This window comes from Nostoc sp. CCY0012, from assembly GCF_963920855.1.
Lineage (GTDB): Bacteria > Cyanobacteriota > Cyanobacteriia > Cyanobacteriales > Nostocaceae > Cyanocohniella.
Genome location: NZ_CAWUDM010000027.1, coordinates 37,361 through 52,158, shown reverse-complemented (window position 1 = coordinate 52,158; position 14,798 = coordinate 37,361). Strand labels below are relative to the sequence as shown.

Below are 14,798 nucleotides of genomic sequence, written 5' to 3'. Positions count from 1 at the left end.
AACCTTGATTTAGAGCCTGCCTAGCAGGCTTTATTCATTTAACTTCTGATATAGTTTCTCAAAGCATTTGCATAAGGGAAGTTTGTAGTAAGGACTTTAGTCCTTTCCGTATGCTCTACATCCCATACCCACATTTCTGATAATTTTGCATTTATTCTCCCCCACTTACTGAGAGAGACGAGAAAATACGCTACTTTTGGTACGGTTACACCGACCTCCAGTAGGAGATAGGCTTGTTACATTAGTTGATATGAATAGCCAAGAGCCAGTTAAATGAAGTAAATAGCAAGTATTTACTATTAAAATTCTCAGCACTACAGCTACTAGAGATAGTACAAGAGGTAAAGCATGAATAAACCATCTAACCGAGTTTCAGAATTTTTTAATGGTGAGTCAGAAACCAGTAATTTACTGTGGCAGTACGTTAAAGCACTAAGTCCAGAAACAGTTACCCAACTATCTAAGCCTACTTCAGCCGAAGTTTTTCAGGTAATGGAGCGTAACATCATAGGATTATTAGGAAACCTACCTTCAGAACATTTCAACGTCACCGTCACCACCAGCCGGGAAAGTTTGGGTCAACTACTTGCTTCTGCAATGATGAGTGGTTATTTTCTCCGTAACGCTGAACAGAGAATGAACTTTGAAGCCACCCTGCAAGGCCATGAAATTAATGGTAGCGAAATTGACTAGCAATCGAAAATTTTGCTTAAAACTTCAAAGTTATTGGGTTTATACCTCCTCACAGTCACGGATAAACCCATAAAAAATAAATTTCATGGAGTATTTTCACAACCAACCTTCCCTTAAAATAAATTGCAAGCTCGGCAGACTAAACTAACTTTCTGCCGAGTTTTGCTATGGTTTCTTGTTTGCTAATTTTTCCCAACCGCCACAAACTATGAGTGCAACGACTTCTTCCCCACCCCACAAAATTATTGGTGTTGCCGTAATCTGGAACGAACATGAGCAAATTTTAATTGATCGCCGTCGTCCAGAAGGTGTTATGGGTGGTTTATGGGAATTTCCCGGTGGCAAAATCGAGCCTGGTGAAACCATTGAAGAGTGTATTCAACGAGAAATTCAAGAAGAACTAGCAATAGAAATTGAAGTAGGAAAACATCTAATCACCATTGACCACACCTATACCCACTTGCGCGTTACCTTGACAGTGCATCACTGTCGTCTCATTGCCGGTGTTCCTCAACCCCTAGAGTGCGAAGAGATTTGTTGGGTACACTTAGATGATTTAGAAAACTTTGCTTTCCCTCAAGCAAATAGTCAAATTATTGCAGCATTGAAGCAACAGAGATGAGGCAGGGGAGCAGGGAGCAGGGAGCAGGGGGGAAACCAAAATCTTAACTATTTTACCTATTGCCTATTCCCTAATTCCCTAATTCCCAGTCCCAAGCCCCCATACCGTAACGATGTATGAACTCAATCAGGTTGAGTCCCGCAATTTTCTACAATGGTTGCAGAGACTTAGATTGAGAATATCAGCAAGCCAATGCCTAAAACTGTTACCGACGTAATGACCCGTGACCCCATAGTTGTCCGGGTAGAAACTCCACTGAAGGAAGCTATCCAGATTCTGGCAGAAAAACGCATCAGTGGAATACCTGTTGTGGATAATGTCGGTAAGTTGGTAGGTATTATTTCTGAAACTGACTTGATGTGGCAAGAAACTGGTGTGACACCCCCGGCATACATTATGTTTCTTGATAGCGTCATCTATTTACAAAATCCTGCTACTTACGACCGTGAACTACATAAGGCCTTGGGGCAAACTGTTGGCGAAGTGATGAGTAAAAACCCTGTCACTATTTCCCCTGATAAAACCGTCAAGGAAGCCGCGCAACTGATGCACGATCGCAGTGTTCATCGTTTACCTGTAGTTGACAATAAAAGTCAAGTAATTGGTATCCTTACCCGTGGTGATATTGTACGGACAATGGCAGCTAGTGAATCTTAGAAGTTATTCCAGCGCTTTTAATTTAGCAATTTTTTAACCATTTTTGAAAATTAGGATCAATAAATGAGTATTACTCCTGCGTCTGTAAGGCAATTACTGAGTTCTGAGGATTTAGGCGATCGCTTGCGTGCAGTTAATCAAGCCCGTGAGTTGGAACCAGCAAACGCTTTTGAACTAATTCAAATTGCCATAGGCGATAGTAATTCACGGGTGCGATACTCAGCCGTAAGTCAGATGGATACTCTGGGAAACCAGGATTTACAGTTGTCGTTAGATGTATTACTTGCTTTGCTTAACGACCCCGAACCAGATGTTCAAGCAGCAGCAGCAGACTGTTTGGGTGCTTTAAAACTCCGTGATGCTTTTGAAGATTTAGAGCAGCTTTACCATAGCACCCCCGAATGGCTAGTACAATTCAGTATTATTGCCACATTAGGTGAATTAGGCGATCCACGAGCCGTTGAATTACTTAAACAAGCACTTGCTTCCGATAACGAATTAGTGCAAACAGCGGCTATTAGTTCTTTTGGTGAGTTGGGAGATATCCAAGCAGTTCCCCTGTTAGCCCCCTTTGCTAGTAATTCAGATTGGCAAATTCGCTATAGAGTCGTGCAAGCTTTAGCTCGTTTAGGTGGTACTGAAGCCAAATCTGTGCTGGAAACTCTCGTCAATGATCAAGTTGAAGCCGTAGCAAATGAAGCTAAAACATCTTTGCAATCGACTTGAAGGTTTGGAGTCAGGACTTTAGTCCTACTTTGATAGCTAAAATTCTGCCTATAAACCAATCAAATACATCGGTTGATTTATTACCGCTAAGTGCATTAAAAGTAATTAAATTTACCCCTTATTAATGCTATCAAGAGGAGAATAACAGAAACTATCCTGACGTGATTTCTTGACTTTCACAATAGTTATAGTAAACTTGTCGGGTAAATGAAAAAATCGATCTAACTGGAAAAGTTGTGCGTTCCAGTTAGACCGAAGATAGTAATCATAGCAATCGTCGTTACTTTCAGTTTCTGAAAGTAATTTTTTTATGTGAGGACAGGCTTAGGAAGGGATGGTTTTGTTGCGACGACGAGATACAGCCATACCTGCGGCGACGATACCCAAGCCTAGTAGTGTAGCTGGTTCAGGCACGGTAGTGAATAAAGCACCAGAGAAACTCAAATCCCCAATTGATTGGCCAGCAGCGAGAGCTGATGTAACTACAGTAATATCATCACCTGTAAAACCCAAACCTCTTAAAGTTTGAATCCGGTTACCAGCTATTTGGAAAGTCAAGTCTCCTGTACCTTTAGTTTGCGTTCCACCTACAACGTCTTGGAATAATCCATGAAGCTGAACGGATACATCTACGTTAGAGTTACCATCTATTTGAGTTAGATCAAAACTGGATTTACCCAAAATAAATGTGTTGATATTATCTGTTAAGGAGGAAACATCAGTACCTGGCAATATTAAACCACCAGGAGGAGGAAGGGTACCAAAATCCATAAAAGGATTGGTAGCAACCAAAGGATTGAATGAGATTATATTTCCTATAAATGCGGAGTTTAAGTTCAAGTCATTAAAACTGCCTGTTCTGGCACTAATTCCGATTGGTGCAGGATCAGGAAAAAATGTTAAAGAATTTTCTGTGAGTGTAATTGAGGTAAAAACTCCGGGAGGAAGAGAAATTCCAGGGTTAATTTCAAATGAACCCTTCAATGCCGCTTCAGCAGAACTAGCAGATGCAAAAGTTGTAGCAGCAACTACAGGTATAGCAGCTAATACTGCAACAGCACCTTTAAAAAGATTGGATTTACAAGTAATCATTTGAAACTCCTATAAACAACAAATTTTCATAACATAACTGCCACTGATTACGTGTATACGTCAAGTAACTTCACGGTTAGTCAGTTAGTTATGTATCTCTTTCTTCTAGTAGAATCACACAAGTACCTATGAATCGGCAATATGTAATAGGTGACTTTATAAACTCTTCATTCCTGATACAAGGTAGCTTTGTATATCTACCCAAAATTCGATAGTTTGGCTCATTAATATACACATCACAATAAAAATTGGTAGAAGAAAAACTTACAAGTCAGCATTACTAAATAAAAATCCGATATTTCAGTTTTTATGTGTATTTTCCAAGAATATTTTGCTAAATATTGATTAAGTTCGGATAATAAACCTCCGACTTTCTGGGAACAAGATAAGCTGAATTGAGGTTAAGCCCATTGAGGCAAAGCTGATTCTAAATAGAGTAAGAACTTATTAGCTTGATGAAAACAAGCAATTAACCTACACACAAAATTAACAGGATTGCAATGACCAGAATGCTCAATTTGAGTCATATTCTTGATCTGGTCAATAATAGTTTTAATAAGCGAGCGGTTACAAGCTAAAAGCTTATCAGTCAGGCGCATCAAAATAACTCTTCATGTTGCGTCTGGCTTTAGCAAACAACTAAACCTATTTTCCCTGCCTTAAGACAGTCGCTACGCAGATGTTAAGTTTTTTAAAAATTAGTATTAATGATAAATCGTTCACCAGAACAGAGTAAGAGCCAATATCTTTAATGATTTTCAGGGCTTCAGCTTTAGCACTTTAGGTTTTTTATCCCGAACTGATGTTATGTATTTTCTCGCAAGATAATTCTGTTTTTGTGGGTGATATTAACTAATTCAAACAGATTAATGCTGGCTGTATTGCCTATTTTCTCTGAAATTAAGTGGTTATACCTAAATTTTATATTGGGTGATTTCACCCTGGTTAATTATCAATTTTAAAGAGCAATATTAGACAAACTTCACGCCAACTTTTTGTTCTTAAACAATTTCTTTAAATTATTCATGGTGTGATGTACTCCATTTTCAAGACCATTTAACCAGGGATATTTATGCTTGATAAAGCAGGTAATACTTTAAATACTGCTAGAAATTTAACCATTACTCCTAATGTGCAGGCTTTCACAGACTGGGTAGGTTCTTCAGATATCAATGATTTCTACAGTTTTAGTTTAACCAGTCGCAGTAGCCTGAATATCGTTGTTGATGGTTTGAGCGCTAATGCAGATGTACAGATAATTAGGGATAAAAACAGCAACGGTGTAATTGATTCTGGTGAAGTGATCGCTGGTGCGTACAAGAAAGGAACTTTAAGTGAATCAATTCGCAAGACTTTAAATGCTGGAGATTACTTCATTAGAGTCTATGCAAAAGATGGTGACACTAACTACAATTTAAAAGTATTTCAAAATTTTGCTCCAAATTCACTACAGTTTAAGCTCGATAAGACGAACCTCAACGCAACAGAAACCCTGAGTCTCAACAGTGCTTGGGTATCAGACAACAATGGCACTAGTAATATTTCCAGGGTAGATTTCCGCATTAGAACACCAGATGGGGAGTTACTAAATGTGGCTAATGCAACTGCATTTACCCCCACTATGAGCAATGCCAATAAAGCGAGTTTCGACTACAGTTTGTCTCTAAAAAACTTAAACTTAGTGGCGGGCGAATATATTCTCGAAGGGAAAGCTTACGATTTTACTGGTGCTGGTAGCAATACAGTCAAGCAGAAATTTACAGTTACCAATACAGTTACAGATGCAGTTACAGATGCAGTTACACATCAAGATTGGTTCAGTAAAAATCTACTCAACCAAAACATCATTACCCTGACGCGGAAATTAGCAGCTGATGATGATTTAAGCCGTCAGGATATGTTGGATATCTTCAGACATACCCAAAAAGATTCTGTAATTGATGCTAATGAGGTAAAAGACCTCAACACTTTGGTAGGTGCAAAGACTCCTTTCAGTATGGCGGATTCTGTAAAATGGTTATCGACACAGGTTGCTAGTGGCGCGTCTGTAAATATGAGCGCTAGTAATTTTGAGTCGAATTTAGTTGGTCGCTGGTTCTTAGGCACAATGGCACCGACACCTGTTTTTAAAACCAAGAATCTCACCTACGTTGAATTAAAAGGTAATCTGTTTGGTAGTGCTAATGAAGCGCGAATTGGTGATATCGATCAAGGAAATTTAGGTAATTGCACATTTTTAGCAGCTTTGGGTGCAACCTTTGAGCGTCAGTCTGATGATTCAGGTAACACTTCTAGTGCTGTCATTAACAGCATGATTACAGATAATGGTGATAACACCTACACCATACGCTTTTACTCAAATGGTGAAGCACAATATGTGAGTGTTGATCGTCGGATTGCCACTTCTGGAGGAAAAATCTTTGGTGCTAAAGCCAATGGTAGTACAAATCCAAATAACACCAACAACGTAATGTGGGTGTCTTTAGTTGAAAAAGCTTATGCTCAATGGCAGGAATGGACATATGGCGATCGCTACTCAGGTTATAACTTAACTGGTAGTGCCGCCCATCTTTCTCGTCCTCTTGAGTTCGTTACAGGACAAAAAGCTACTAATCATAATACCAGCAGTATTAGTTTTTCAACTCTGGAAACAGCCTTAGCAAATGGTCAGGCTATGACAACCCAGAGAAACAGTAGTAGTGGTAATACCCAATTTATTGTAGCTGCCCATGCCTATTCAGTGACAAATGTCTACACCAATAATAGTGGTGAGCAAAGGGTTGTGGTTCGTAATCCCTGGGGGGTTGATGGTAGGACTAAACGTGGTGCTAACGATGGATTCATTGATTTATCCTTTAAGGAGTTCCAGCAGACTTTTACTTATGGGGTTACCATCGCTTAGAAACACTGAGTTTACAAAGAATAATATTGCCGGAGTGCTACAACTTTTTCGACTGACATACCGCCTTAGTCTGTTAATATAACAAAATGAATGCGCCCCCACGCTGATAAAAAAGCATGACTGGCGCAATTCATATTTGTTCAGTGAAACTAGCAACTTGTCGAAGAACTTCATCTGGCGGAGAGAAACCGCCTTTGAAAAAACACTACTTGCTCTAACAAGTCGTTAATCATTAATTTGAGTTGTTTAGCCGTAAATTTTACTAATCACGGCTATTTTTTTAAGTTACTCAAACAGGCTGCTAGTTTGATCAAACTTGCTATTAATTTAAGCTTGTAAGAATTTTTTACGCTTTAAACCAGTACTGATTCCTAGTGCCGCCATAGCTCCTAGTCCTAAGATGGTAGTAGGTTCGGGAACAGGTGTGACTTCACCCTCTGGCTTATCAAGGGAAATTCCATAGACACGGCTACCACCACTGGAGGAAGCATTTAAAAATAAACCTCCGGTAGCAAATTCTTCTCCGCCCGGGCCTCTGAACAAAATAGGTAATTCACCAACACCCTGATATTGAAAATTTGTACCCACAGCAGGATTGCGAAGAATACCGTTAGAAGCGGCTAGTAAATCACCTGTAATAACACCTATGGGTGTGTTGAATTCGACAAAATTTTCAACAAAAGGAATGTTATACAAGCTGCCGCCAATAGCTCCGCCAACAGGTGCGCCTAGGACAAGATTGCGTGGAGTGCTTACTGTGGAACCTATGAATACTCCAAAAGCCTCTTCTAAAGTAGCAGTACCAAATTGAATAGTGGTATCGTCTGGATCTCCTAAAAATGTAGGAACTCCACCGATGGATGCAGAACCGGCGGTCTGTGCTTGAGCAGGAGCAGTTGCCAAACCTACACCAGCGAGAACACCGAAAGCTGCAACTCCAGCAGCGACTTTGTTAGCAATTTTACTGTTTTTTGCGATGGTAATCATTGTGATTTGCAATAGAAGGGGTAAGTTTGTCAATGCGTAACTTAGACTATTCCCCTGGCTGCCTTGTTTTTATATCTCACATCTTGCACTAAGAAACATTGATGTAATTTAATCCCTCAATATTTGGCTGAAACCCTGATTTGACTGGTAAAAGCTCCTAAAACTTAGGTCGCTTTATCGAGCATCTTATTACTTTGTCTGGGTTTGTACTGAGAGGTGCAGGATCTGATATATGAATATACATCTGAAGGCTAGAACTCTAACAAAATAGTTAGTGTAGAGCTTCAAATTTACTAATTTAGACAACCAGAGAATCCGTGGTACAAATAATTCTGAACGTATGATTACTTATTCAGAAGTGTGGTGTTCACTTTTTTATCTTTTTTAAAAAAGTATTTCCACTGATACCTTATTATCATTAGGCTACATAAACCCAAAAAATGCAAGTATTCGTGAAGTACTTTGTCAAAACTTTATTGTTTGCTTTAATTTTTTTAAATAAGTAGACGCATAAAAATTTTTACCGTGATAGAGGGGGTGAGTAAATAAGGCTAAATCGTCCCAAGCCCTTGTGATTACTAGTACCTCCGCTATGTTTTACTAACCTTTCCCTGAAAGGCTTTCGCAATGACATTTGTAATTAATTATATTTATCTACTTAACGTACTGCGATCGCAAATAACTTTTCAAGCCAGTAGTACCATAGACAGATTTACCGAAAAGATTCACTACTCATAAATATCTTCACGGAACCTACCCTTGGCCTGTTGACATTTTTAGCTCAGTAATATTGAAAAAATAGATAATTACAGATAAGGACCAGAAACTAAATAATTCCCGTAGATTGGGGAGTCACAGCATTGGAGAGATGGCGCGGTGGGCGGGTTTCCTGACTTGGAGACAGTGGTGTTTGAGGTCAGGAAACCCAACATCATTGGCAGCTTTGGGTATCGCTATCGCTTCACCTAACCTACAAATTTTGGATCTTATTTAATCCCCAATCCTAAGTTGTGAATAGGATAAATAGAGACTTTATTGTAGAAAGTCTCTGCGTAAACAACCCACATAATCTAATAAATATCTCATTGTGCCAGTTTAAAAAGTGGAATATGAATTGTAGTTAATCCAGACCAATATTTTGTTTTTGTTAACAACCCACATAATCTAATAAATATCCCACTGTGCCAGTTTAAAAAGTGGAATATGAATTGTAGTTAATCCAGATTAATCGGTGGCAGCATTTTAATTTTTTTAGGACTTACGCATTGACAGGAAATACCAAATATGTGGTGTGGATTTCAGGTATTAAACCTTGATTTATCGACACTTTTTAGGCGATCGCTATTTATCAAAGGATGATTAATAAAAGCCTGAAACGACGCATTTACGTTAATGCACAAGATAATAAATTTGTACAGTGCGTAAGTCCTAGGAGAGTGGAAGCCAATAACGATATGGGAGAGAGGTAAACGTCACTCAACAAATCATTCTGTAACAAATTCTTCTGTGCGGTTATATTCAATCCATCTGTTGCTATTTTGAATATCAAAAATTGATATGTGTATAGAATGGCCCTTACCCAGCAAAACCTAGATACTGTGGGCAAAGCTCATTCTACGTATATCCTACGTATATTGCACAAATCTAATAGAAATCCTAGATTACTGAGGCGATCGCTAGCAAATCACCATTTTGCTCTGATCTATTTTGGTGCTTGAGGCGCGGAACACCTTAACCCAACCTCATTGAAGGCCCAAAGGGGAGAAGCCCAGTTGTTTCAAGAACAACCAGGCTTCTGGGGGATGGGGTAATTACAGTATACCAAATTTTTACGCGCCGTATACCTGAGGCCAAGTTGTAACTACAAAAACTACCACTGCTGCGATCGCCAAGACCCCTTGAATCAAATTTCCCACCAGTGAACCGACAATAATTCCTACTCCAGCCTTAACAGACAACCATAATTCACGTCGGTAAATAAATTCACCAATAATTGCCCCTAGTAGTGGCCCTAGTAATATTCCTAACAAGGGGCCCCCAAAAGGCAGAGTTGGTAGTAAACCAAAAAATCCTAATATCAATCCGACAATTGCACCTATTTGTCCCCACTTGCTAGCACCTGCATGTTTTGCACCTAAGTAGCTAGCTAAAAATTCAATGCCAATACTGAGGAGTAAAACTACGACTATGACAATCAGGGGTATCTGAATGGAGGCAAAGGAACCACTAATCACGCCCCAAATAATAATAGAGGTTAAAATTAAACCACTACCAGGGATACCAGGAACCACAGAACCAATGATTCCTACAACCATCACGAAAATTAGTAGCCAATAAATAAATTGCATAGTTTGTAATTTTTAGATTGGTGTTGTACTTTGTGATTCTCAAGTGTGCGATTAAGCCAAATTCCTCACAAAGCACAAGAATTAAGCCTTCAATCAGGCGGTTTGAGTTCTCATGCGGCATAAGTGGGGTGATGATTTCTACTATTTTATTGTCATAAACTAATCGCGTGTTGCGTTCATTGCCCATATCTAATAGCATGGCTTTGAATGTCTGCCAGCTAATATTTTTTAGCAAAGTTCGGGTTTCTGCCAGTGGTGCTGTTGTTACCATTCGAGGAAATAACAATTAACAATATAAAATTAAATATCTTTGAGAGTAACTGCTAATTTATCACCAATGCCTGCAATCCAATTTTCATCTTGTTTGGTGTAACTGCGGGGAGTATTAGCCCCTAAAATCAAGGCACCTTGGTTACCAATTGGTTGACAAATTACACCTTGAGTATTTTCTGGCAAATAATCAAATTCAACTCGCCCCGGATAAACATATAAAGCGACTAAATAAATCGGCTTTTGTGTTTCTAGTACTCGTTTTAATATTGGCCCTGGTACAACTTCAGATTTAGTAGCCAGAATACCGCGACGTAACAAAACTTTGCCTTGATAAACCACTACAAGCGATCGCGTGACTGTATTAGTCAATAATAAATGGGATGCCCAAGCTAATTCTGTTTTCACGGCTTGTGGTAAATCTGCTGCTAAGACAAAACCTTCTTCCCCCATTAATTCTACAGATTCAGGCGATCGCGGTTGTACTTGCTGCCAAATTAAACCCGTTAAAATCAACACTGCACTCAAAATTACGCCCAGCACATCCCCACGTGCTTGGGACTGAGTTAATTCTGGTGTCAATAAACGGTTAATCAACAAAAGTACAGCGCCTAACCCACCTACAGCCAAGGGTAGACGCCGCAAAATTCGATTAGCATCAGATTTAGTCATTAGTCATTGGTCATTCAGAAGAATTACTTTTCCTTATCTCCTTATCTCCTTATCTCCTTATCTCCTTATCTCCTTATCTCCTTATCTCCTTGTCCCCTTGTCCCCTTGTCCCCTTGTCCCCCATCTCCCCATCTCCCTACTCCTCTCCTGGTTCAATGATCCGTTGGAACAAATAACCAGTACCGCGTGCTGTCAGAATTAATTCGGGATTACTAGGATCATCTTCTAACTTGGCCCGCAAACGGGAAATATGCACGTCTACTACACGGGTATCTACATGACGTTCTGGTGTGTAACCCCATACCTCCTGCAAAATTTCGGAACGGGAAAAAGCTTCTCCTGAACGGCTGACTAGCAACTCTAGCAAGCTAAACTCCATTCCTGTCAACCGAATCCGCTCATCACCTTTGTAGACTTGCCGTTTATTGGTATCTATTTTGATGTTACCAACATGAATTACCCCAGAGCTAGGAATCCCAGAAGTCCCGGTTTTATCTACTCGGCGCAGTACTGAGCGAATGCGCGCTTCTAACTCTTTGGGGGAAAATGGTTTAACTACATAGTCATCAGCACCCAATTCTAGACCGGTGATGCGATCGGCAACGTCCCCTAAGGCTGTTAGCATAATAATGGGGACATCTGATTCTTTACGTAATTCTTGACACACACCATAGCCATCTAGCTTAGGCATCATGACATCTAAAACCACTAAGTCAGGTTCAGCTTTGCGAAACGTCTCCAAAGCTTCTTCCCCATCGCCAGCTGTCACCACATCGTAGCCAATCATGGAAAGGCGCGTTTCCAAAATCCGGCGAATGCTGGCTTCGTCGTCTACCACCAGGATTTTTTCTTTATGACTTTCCAAGTTTTTCAGCGCTCCTTAACTAAAATTTTTCATGATTAATTTTTAATACCATAATATTAAGATATCATTCCATGAATTGATTGGAAAAAAGCTCTAACTCTTACCATTCTTCGATTTTAGTTTTGAGCAAAAAATTAAGGAAAAATTAAGATTTTTTAATAACTTTTAAGAATGGCAAAGCCTAAAACCTTTTACGTTTGTAATGAGTGTGGAGCAGAATCTCCCCAGTGGTTTGGCAAGTGTCCAGCTTGCGGCACCTACAATTCCCTAGAAGAGCAGATTTCCATCCAATCATCAGTAGATATACCTTCTAGAGGCGGGATCAGTAATTGGCAAACAAATCAGCACAACGGCAAACCTCCTAGTAAACCAGCAAAAGCCCGAGCTTCGCTGACATTTGATCAAATTAGCGATCGCCAAATTGCCCGATGGGAATCAGGCTATGGTGAACTAGATCGGGTGCTTGGGGGTGGGATTGTTCCCGGTTCGATGGTTCTCATTGGTGGTGATCCCGGAATTGGTAAATCTACTTTACTGTTACAAGTATCAAACCAACTGGCGCAGAGATACCGCATTCTCTACGTAACTGGGGAAGAATCAGGACAACAGGTAAAATTGCGCGCCTCTCGCTTGGGAGTATCAAAAATCCCTGATTTGCCTAGTGATGAACCTAATGATGAAGATGATGAGCATCATGACAACGGCAAAATAGCAGTAAAAACACTGTCTTTAGAAGAAATTGAAGAAGGTAAAAATGCGGATTTATATGTATTACCGGAAACAGACCTAGAAGAGATTTTACGAGAAATAGATTCTCTCAGGCCTAATTTAGCAGTAATTGATAGTATTCAAACAGTGTTCTTTCCAGCACTGACATCTGCACCAGGTTCTGTAGCCCAAGTCAGGGAATGTACTTCTGCCTTGATGAAGGTGGCAAAGCATGAAGATATCACCATGCTAATTGTCGGACACGTCACCAAAGAAGGAGCGATCGCCGGGCCGAAAGTCTTAGAACACTTAGTAGATACAGTATTGTATTTTGAAGGCGATCGCTTCGCCTCGCATCGATTATTAAGAACAGTCAAAAACCGCTTTGGTGCAACTCACGAAATCGGCATCTTTGAAATGGTGGAACAAGGACTGCGAGAAGTTTCCAACCCTTCAGAGTTATTTTTAGGCACCCGTGATGATCCCGCACCAGGGACAGCCATTGTTGTAGCTTGCGAAGGGACTCGCCCCATCGTTGTAGAGTTGCAAGCTTTAGTTAGTCCTACCAGTTACCCTTCTCCGCGACGTGCAGGGACAGGTATAGATTACAACCGCCTAGTACAGATTCTCGCCGTATTGGAAAAACGGGTAGGCATTCCCATGTCCAAACTAGACTCTTACGTTGCATCAGCCGGAGGATTAAACGTCGAAGAACCAGCCGTAGATTTAGGAATTGCCATCGCCATCGTTGCTAGTTTCCGCGATCGCATAGTTGATCCCGGCACAGTATTAATCGGTGAAGTCGGGTTAGGCGGACAAGTGCGATCGGTATCCCAAATGGAACTGCGGTTAAAAGAAGCAGCCAAACTCGGATTTAAACGGGCGATCGTTCCCAAAGGGCAAAAATATCCTGACTATGATATCGAGATTTTACCGGTTGCCAAGGTAATAGATGCAATTATCGCCGCCATCCCCCATCAGGAACTGACAAGCGAGGACTTAGATATAGAGGACGACGAATAGAAACAGATTACGGGGGACAGTTTATAGAAGCATTCCCCCGCTCCCTACTCCCCACTCCCTACTTCCTACTAAACATGACAGCCATCATCACCCCCAACTACCAAATCACCTGGGAAAAACTTCCCGATGATTACAAGCTACCAAATGATCCAGTGGACAATATCAACCAACCAGCTTTAGCCGCAGCACTAACCGAAAGCTTACAAATAGCTAAAAAAGTCCCAGAAAATACCCTGATAACAACGAATTATGGCATTTGTGCCACCCTAAACGGCAAAATTGTCATTAAAGCCCCTGATTGGGCCTATATTCCCAGAATCAGTGTCAATAGAGAAGAAATAATTCGCAGTTATACCCCCCAACTCCAGGGTGAAATTCCCTTGCTGGTAATGGAATTTATTTCCGATCCAGACGGAACAGAGTATTCTGTCAAACCTACCTATCCCCCCGGAAAATGGTTTTTTTACGAACGAATTCTCAAAGTCCCAAACTACATAATTTTTGCACCAGATAGCGGTAAATTCGAGATGTATCGCTTAGATGAAACAGAACGGTACGTGTTGCAAGCAGCAAACGACAACCAGCTGTACTGGATAGCAGAAATCAATCTCTACTTGGGTGTATGGCAAGGAACTCGTGAAAATCGGACAGGAAAGTGGTTACGGTGGTGGGATGAACAGGGAAACCTATTGCTTTGGGGTTTCGAGTCAGCCGAACAAGAACGCCAACGCGCTGAACGACTAGCAGCACAACTACGCGCCGCAGGAATTGAGCCACAATATTAGACTTTTTGCCATTGAAGAATTTGCGATCGCTATTTTAATCCCATAAAAATCCTCAATATCTTTGATATTTCCGACTTTCAAAAAAGTTGGGGATCTGGACAACACGAGACAACCATGATGCTAGTTACTTATATTTAGGTAATAACAGTAAAATTGAGTAATAGACATAAATATTAATTTGTTAAATATTAATTTCTTACAAGTCATATATCGCCCAGAAAAAAATGAAAGCATACGAATTTCCAGCAAACATCAGTACCGAAGGCAAAATAGAATTACCAGATATAGTTCTACAACAGTTAACAAATAACCAGCAAGTAAAAGTAATTCTTCTCGTCAATGAACCCACAGAAGAAGAACGAGAAGAAACAGCTTGGTATCGTCTCACATCCGAGCAATTATTAAAAGGATACAACGAAGATGATGATATATACGATACGATTTAAGC

Annotated in this window: 15 protein-coding genes and 1 pseudogene; 9 read left to right on the top strand and 7 right to left on the bottom strand. The window is 40.3% G+C overall.

Features of this window, described 5'->3' with window-relative positions:
* Nucleotides 1-348: 348 nt before the first annotated feature.
* From ACM0OS_RS10220 to nblB, 4 genes are all read left to right on the top strand, one after another.
* A complete protein-coding gene (locus ACM0OS_RS10220) occupies nucleotides 349-693 on the top strand; it encodes a DUF760 domain-containing protein (protein WP_414543073.1) in 345 nt (114 codons plus the stop codon).
* Between the two features lie 208 nt (nucleotides 694-901).
* Nucleotides 902-1,315 (top strand): 8-oxo-dGTP diphosphatase MutT, encoded by a 414-nt coding sequence (mutT, locus tag ACM0OS_RS10215; RefSeq protein ID WP_414543072.1) that lies wholly within the window; start codon nucleotides 902-904, stop codon nucleotides 1,313-1,315.
* A 192-nt stretch (nucleotides 1,316-1,507) separates the two neighbouring features.
* Nucleotides 1,508-1,972: a CBS domain-containing protein gene (locus ACM0OS_RS10210; RefSeq protein ID WP_414543071.1), complete on the top strand. Its 465-nt coding sequence runs from the start codon at nucleotides 1,508-1,510 to the stop codon at nucleotides 1,970-1,972.
* Nucleotides 1,973-2,035: 63 nt separating this feature from the next.
* Nucleotides 2,036-2,698, top strand: a complete 663-nt coding sequence (nblB, locus tag ACM0OS_RS10205) for a phycobilisome degradation protein NblB (RefSeq protein ID WP_414543070.1) — start codon at nucleotides 2,036-2,038, stop codon at nucleotides 2,696-2,698.
* Between the two features lie 324 nt (nucleotides 2,699-3,022).
* On the opposite strand, the gene ACM0OS_RS10200 is transcribed toward nblB, so the two are convergent.
* Nucleotides 3,023-3,469: a PEP-CTERM sorting domain-containing protein gene (locus ACM0OS_RS10200; RefSeq protein ID WP_414543069.1), complete on the bottom strand. Its 447-nt coding sequence runs from the start codon at nucleotides 3,467-3,469 to the stop codon at nucleotides 3,023-3,025.
* Between the two features lie 7 nt (nucleotides 3,470-3,476).
* Here ACM0OS_RS10200 and ACM0OS_RS10195 point away from each other — a divergent pair, with 7 nt between their 5' ends.
* Entirely contained in the window at nucleotides 3,477-3,794 is a 318-nt protein-coding gene (locus ACM0OS_RS10195; protein ID WP_414543068.1) for a hypothetical protein, read from the top strand.
* Nucleotides 3,795-4,191: 397 nt separating this feature from the next.
* On the opposite strand, the gene ACM0OS_RS10190 is transcribed toward ACM0OS_RS10195, so the two are convergent.
* Entirely contained in the window at nucleotides 4,192-4,389 is a 198-nt protein-coding gene (locus tag ACM0OS_RS10190) for a transposase (RefSeq protein ID WP_414543067.1), read from the bottom strand.
* 473 nt (nucleotides 4,390-4,862) lie between these two features.
* On the opposite strand from ACM0OS_RS10190, the gene ACM0OS_RS10185 reads away from it, so the two are divergent.
* Nucleotides 4,863-6,692 (top strand): C2 family cysteine protease, encoded by a 1,830-nt coding sequence (locus ACM0OS_RS10185; RefSeq protein ID WP_414543066.1) that lies wholly within the window; start codon nucleotides 4,863-4,865, stop codon nucleotides 6,690-6,692.
* Nucleotides 6,693-7,019: 327 nt separating this feature from the next.
* Here ACM0OS_RS10185 and ACM0OS_RS10180 read toward each other — a convergent pair whose 3' ends face one another.
* From ACM0OS_RS10180 to rpaB, 5 genes and pseudogenes are all read right to left on the bottom strand, one after another.
* Nucleotides 7,020-7,679 carry a PEP-CTERM sorting domain-containing protein gene (locus ACM0OS_RS10180; protein WP_414543065.1) on the bottom strand — a complete coding sequence of 220 codons (660 nt, stop codon included), beginning with the start codon at nucleotides 7,677-7,679 and terminating at the stop codon, nucleotides 7,020-7,022.
* Nucleotides 7,680-9,508: 1,829 nt separating this feature from the next.
* On the bottom strand, nucleotides 9,509-10,027 hold the full coding sequence (locus ACM0OS_RS10175; protein ID WP_414543064.1) for a DUF456 domain-containing protein: 519 nt from the start codon (nucleotides 10,025-10,027) through the stop codon (nucleotides 9,509-9,511).
* Between the two features lie 52 nt (nucleotides 10,028-10,079).
* A pseudogene (locus tag ACM0OS_RS10170) lies at nucleotides 10,080-10,298 on the bottom strand (Uma2 family endonuclease); the annotation flags it as partial.
* A 29-nt stretch (nucleotides 10,299-10,327) separates the two neighbouring features.
* Nucleotides 10,328-10,969 (bottom strand): cofactor assembly of complex C subunit B, encoded by a 642-nt coding sequence (locus ACM0OS_RS10165; RefSeq protein ID WP_414543063.1) that lies wholly within the window; start codon nucleotides 10,967-10,969, stop codon nucleotides 10,328-10,330.
* A gap of 136 nt (nucleotides 10,970-11,105) precedes the next feature.
* Nucleotides 11,106-11,834 (bottom strand): response regulator transcription factor RpaB, encoded by a 729-nt coding sequence (gene rpaB / locus ACM0OS_RS10160; RefSeq protein WP_414543062.1) that lies wholly within the window; start codon nucleotides 11,832-11,834, stop codon nucleotides 11,106-11,108.
* Nucleotides 11,835-12,005: 171 nt separating this feature from the next.
* Here rpaB and radA point away from each other — a divergent pair, with 171 nt between their 5' ends.
* The 3 genes from radA to ACM0OS_RS10145 all read left to right on the top strand — a co-directional run bounded on the left by radA (nucleotide 12,006) and on the right by ACM0OS_RS10145 (nucleotide 14,796).
* On the top strand, nucleotides 12,006-13,565 hold the full coding sequence (gene radA / locus ACM0OS_RS10155; protein ID WP_414543061.1) for a DNA repair protein RadA: 1,560 nt from the start codon (nucleotides 12,006-12,008) through the stop codon (nucleotides 13,563-13,565).
* 74 nt (nucleotides 13,566-13,639) lie between these two features.
* A complete protein-coding gene (locus ACM0OS_RS10150) occupies nucleotides 13,640-14,350 on the top strand; it encodes a Uma2 family endonuclease (protein ID WP_414543060.1) in 711 nt (236 codons plus the stop codon).
* Between the two features lie 224 nt (nucleotides 14,351-14,574).
* Nucleotides 14,575-14,796, top strand: a complete 222-nt coding sequence (locus ACM0OS_RS10145; RefSeq protein ID WP_414543059.1) for a hypothetical protein — start codon at nucleotides 14,575-14,577, stop codon at nucleotides 14,794-14,796.
* Nucleotides 14,797-14,798 lie beyond the last annotated feature (2 nt).

What these genes read in the sequence shown, in the direction of transcription:
- ACM0OS_RS10220 (WP_414543073.1), top strand. Translation starts at nt 349, where the DNA reads ATGAATAAACCATCTAACCGAGTTTCAGAATTTTTTAATGGTGAGTCA.
- mutT (WP_414543072.1), top strand. Translation starts at nt 902, where the DNA reads ATGAGTGCAACGACTTCTTCCCCACCCCACAAAATTATTGGTGTTGCC.
- ACM0OS_RS10210 (WP_414543071.1), top strand. Translation starts at nt 1,508, where the DNA reads ATGCCTAAAACTGTTACCGACGTAATGACCCGTGACCCCATAGTTGTC.
- nblB (WP_414543070.1), top strand. Translation starts at nt 2,036, where the DNA reads ATGAGTATTACTCCTGCGTCTGTAAGGCAATTACTGAGTTCTGAGGAT.
- ACM0OS_RS10200 (WP_414543069.1), bottom strand. Translation starts at nt 3,469, where the DNA reads ATGGATTTTGGTACCCTTCCTCCTCCTGGTGGTTTAATATTGCCAGGT.
- ACM0OS_RS10190 (WP_414543067.1), bottom strand. Translation starts at nt 4,389, where the DNA reads ATGCGCCTGACTGATAAGCTTTTAGCTTGTAACCGCTCGCTTATTAAA.
- ACM0OS_RS10185 (WP_414543066.1), top strand. Translation starts at nt 4,863, where the DNA reads ATGCTTGATAAAGCAGGTAATACTTTAAATACTGCTAGAAATTTAACC.
- ACM0OS_RS10180 (WP_414543065.1), bottom strand. Translation starts at nt 7,679, where the DNA reads ATGATTACCATCGCAAAAAACAGTAAAATTGCTAACAAAGTCGCTGCT.
- ACM0OS_RS10175 (WP_414543064.1), bottom strand. Translation starts at nt 10,027, where the DNA reads ATGCAATTTATTTATTGGCTACTAATTTTCGTGATGGTTGTAGGAATC.
- ACM0OS_RS10165 (WP_414543063.1), bottom strand. Translation starts at nt 10,969, where the DNA reads ATGACTAAATCTGATGCTAATCGAATTTTGCGGCGTCTACCCTTGGCT.
- radA (WP_414543061.1), top strand. Translation starts at nt 12,006, where the DNA reads ATGGCAAAGCCTAAAACCTTTTACGTTTGTAATGAGTGTGGAGCAGAA.
- ACM0OS_RS10150 (WP_414543060.1), top strand. Translation starts at nt 13,640, where the DNA reads ATGACAGCCATCATCACCCCCAACTACCAAATCACCTGGGAAAAACTT.
- ACM0OS_RS10145 (WP_414543059.1), top strand. Translation starts at nt 14,575, where the DNA reads ATGAAAGCATACGAATTTCCAGCAAACATCAGTACCGAAGGCAAAATA.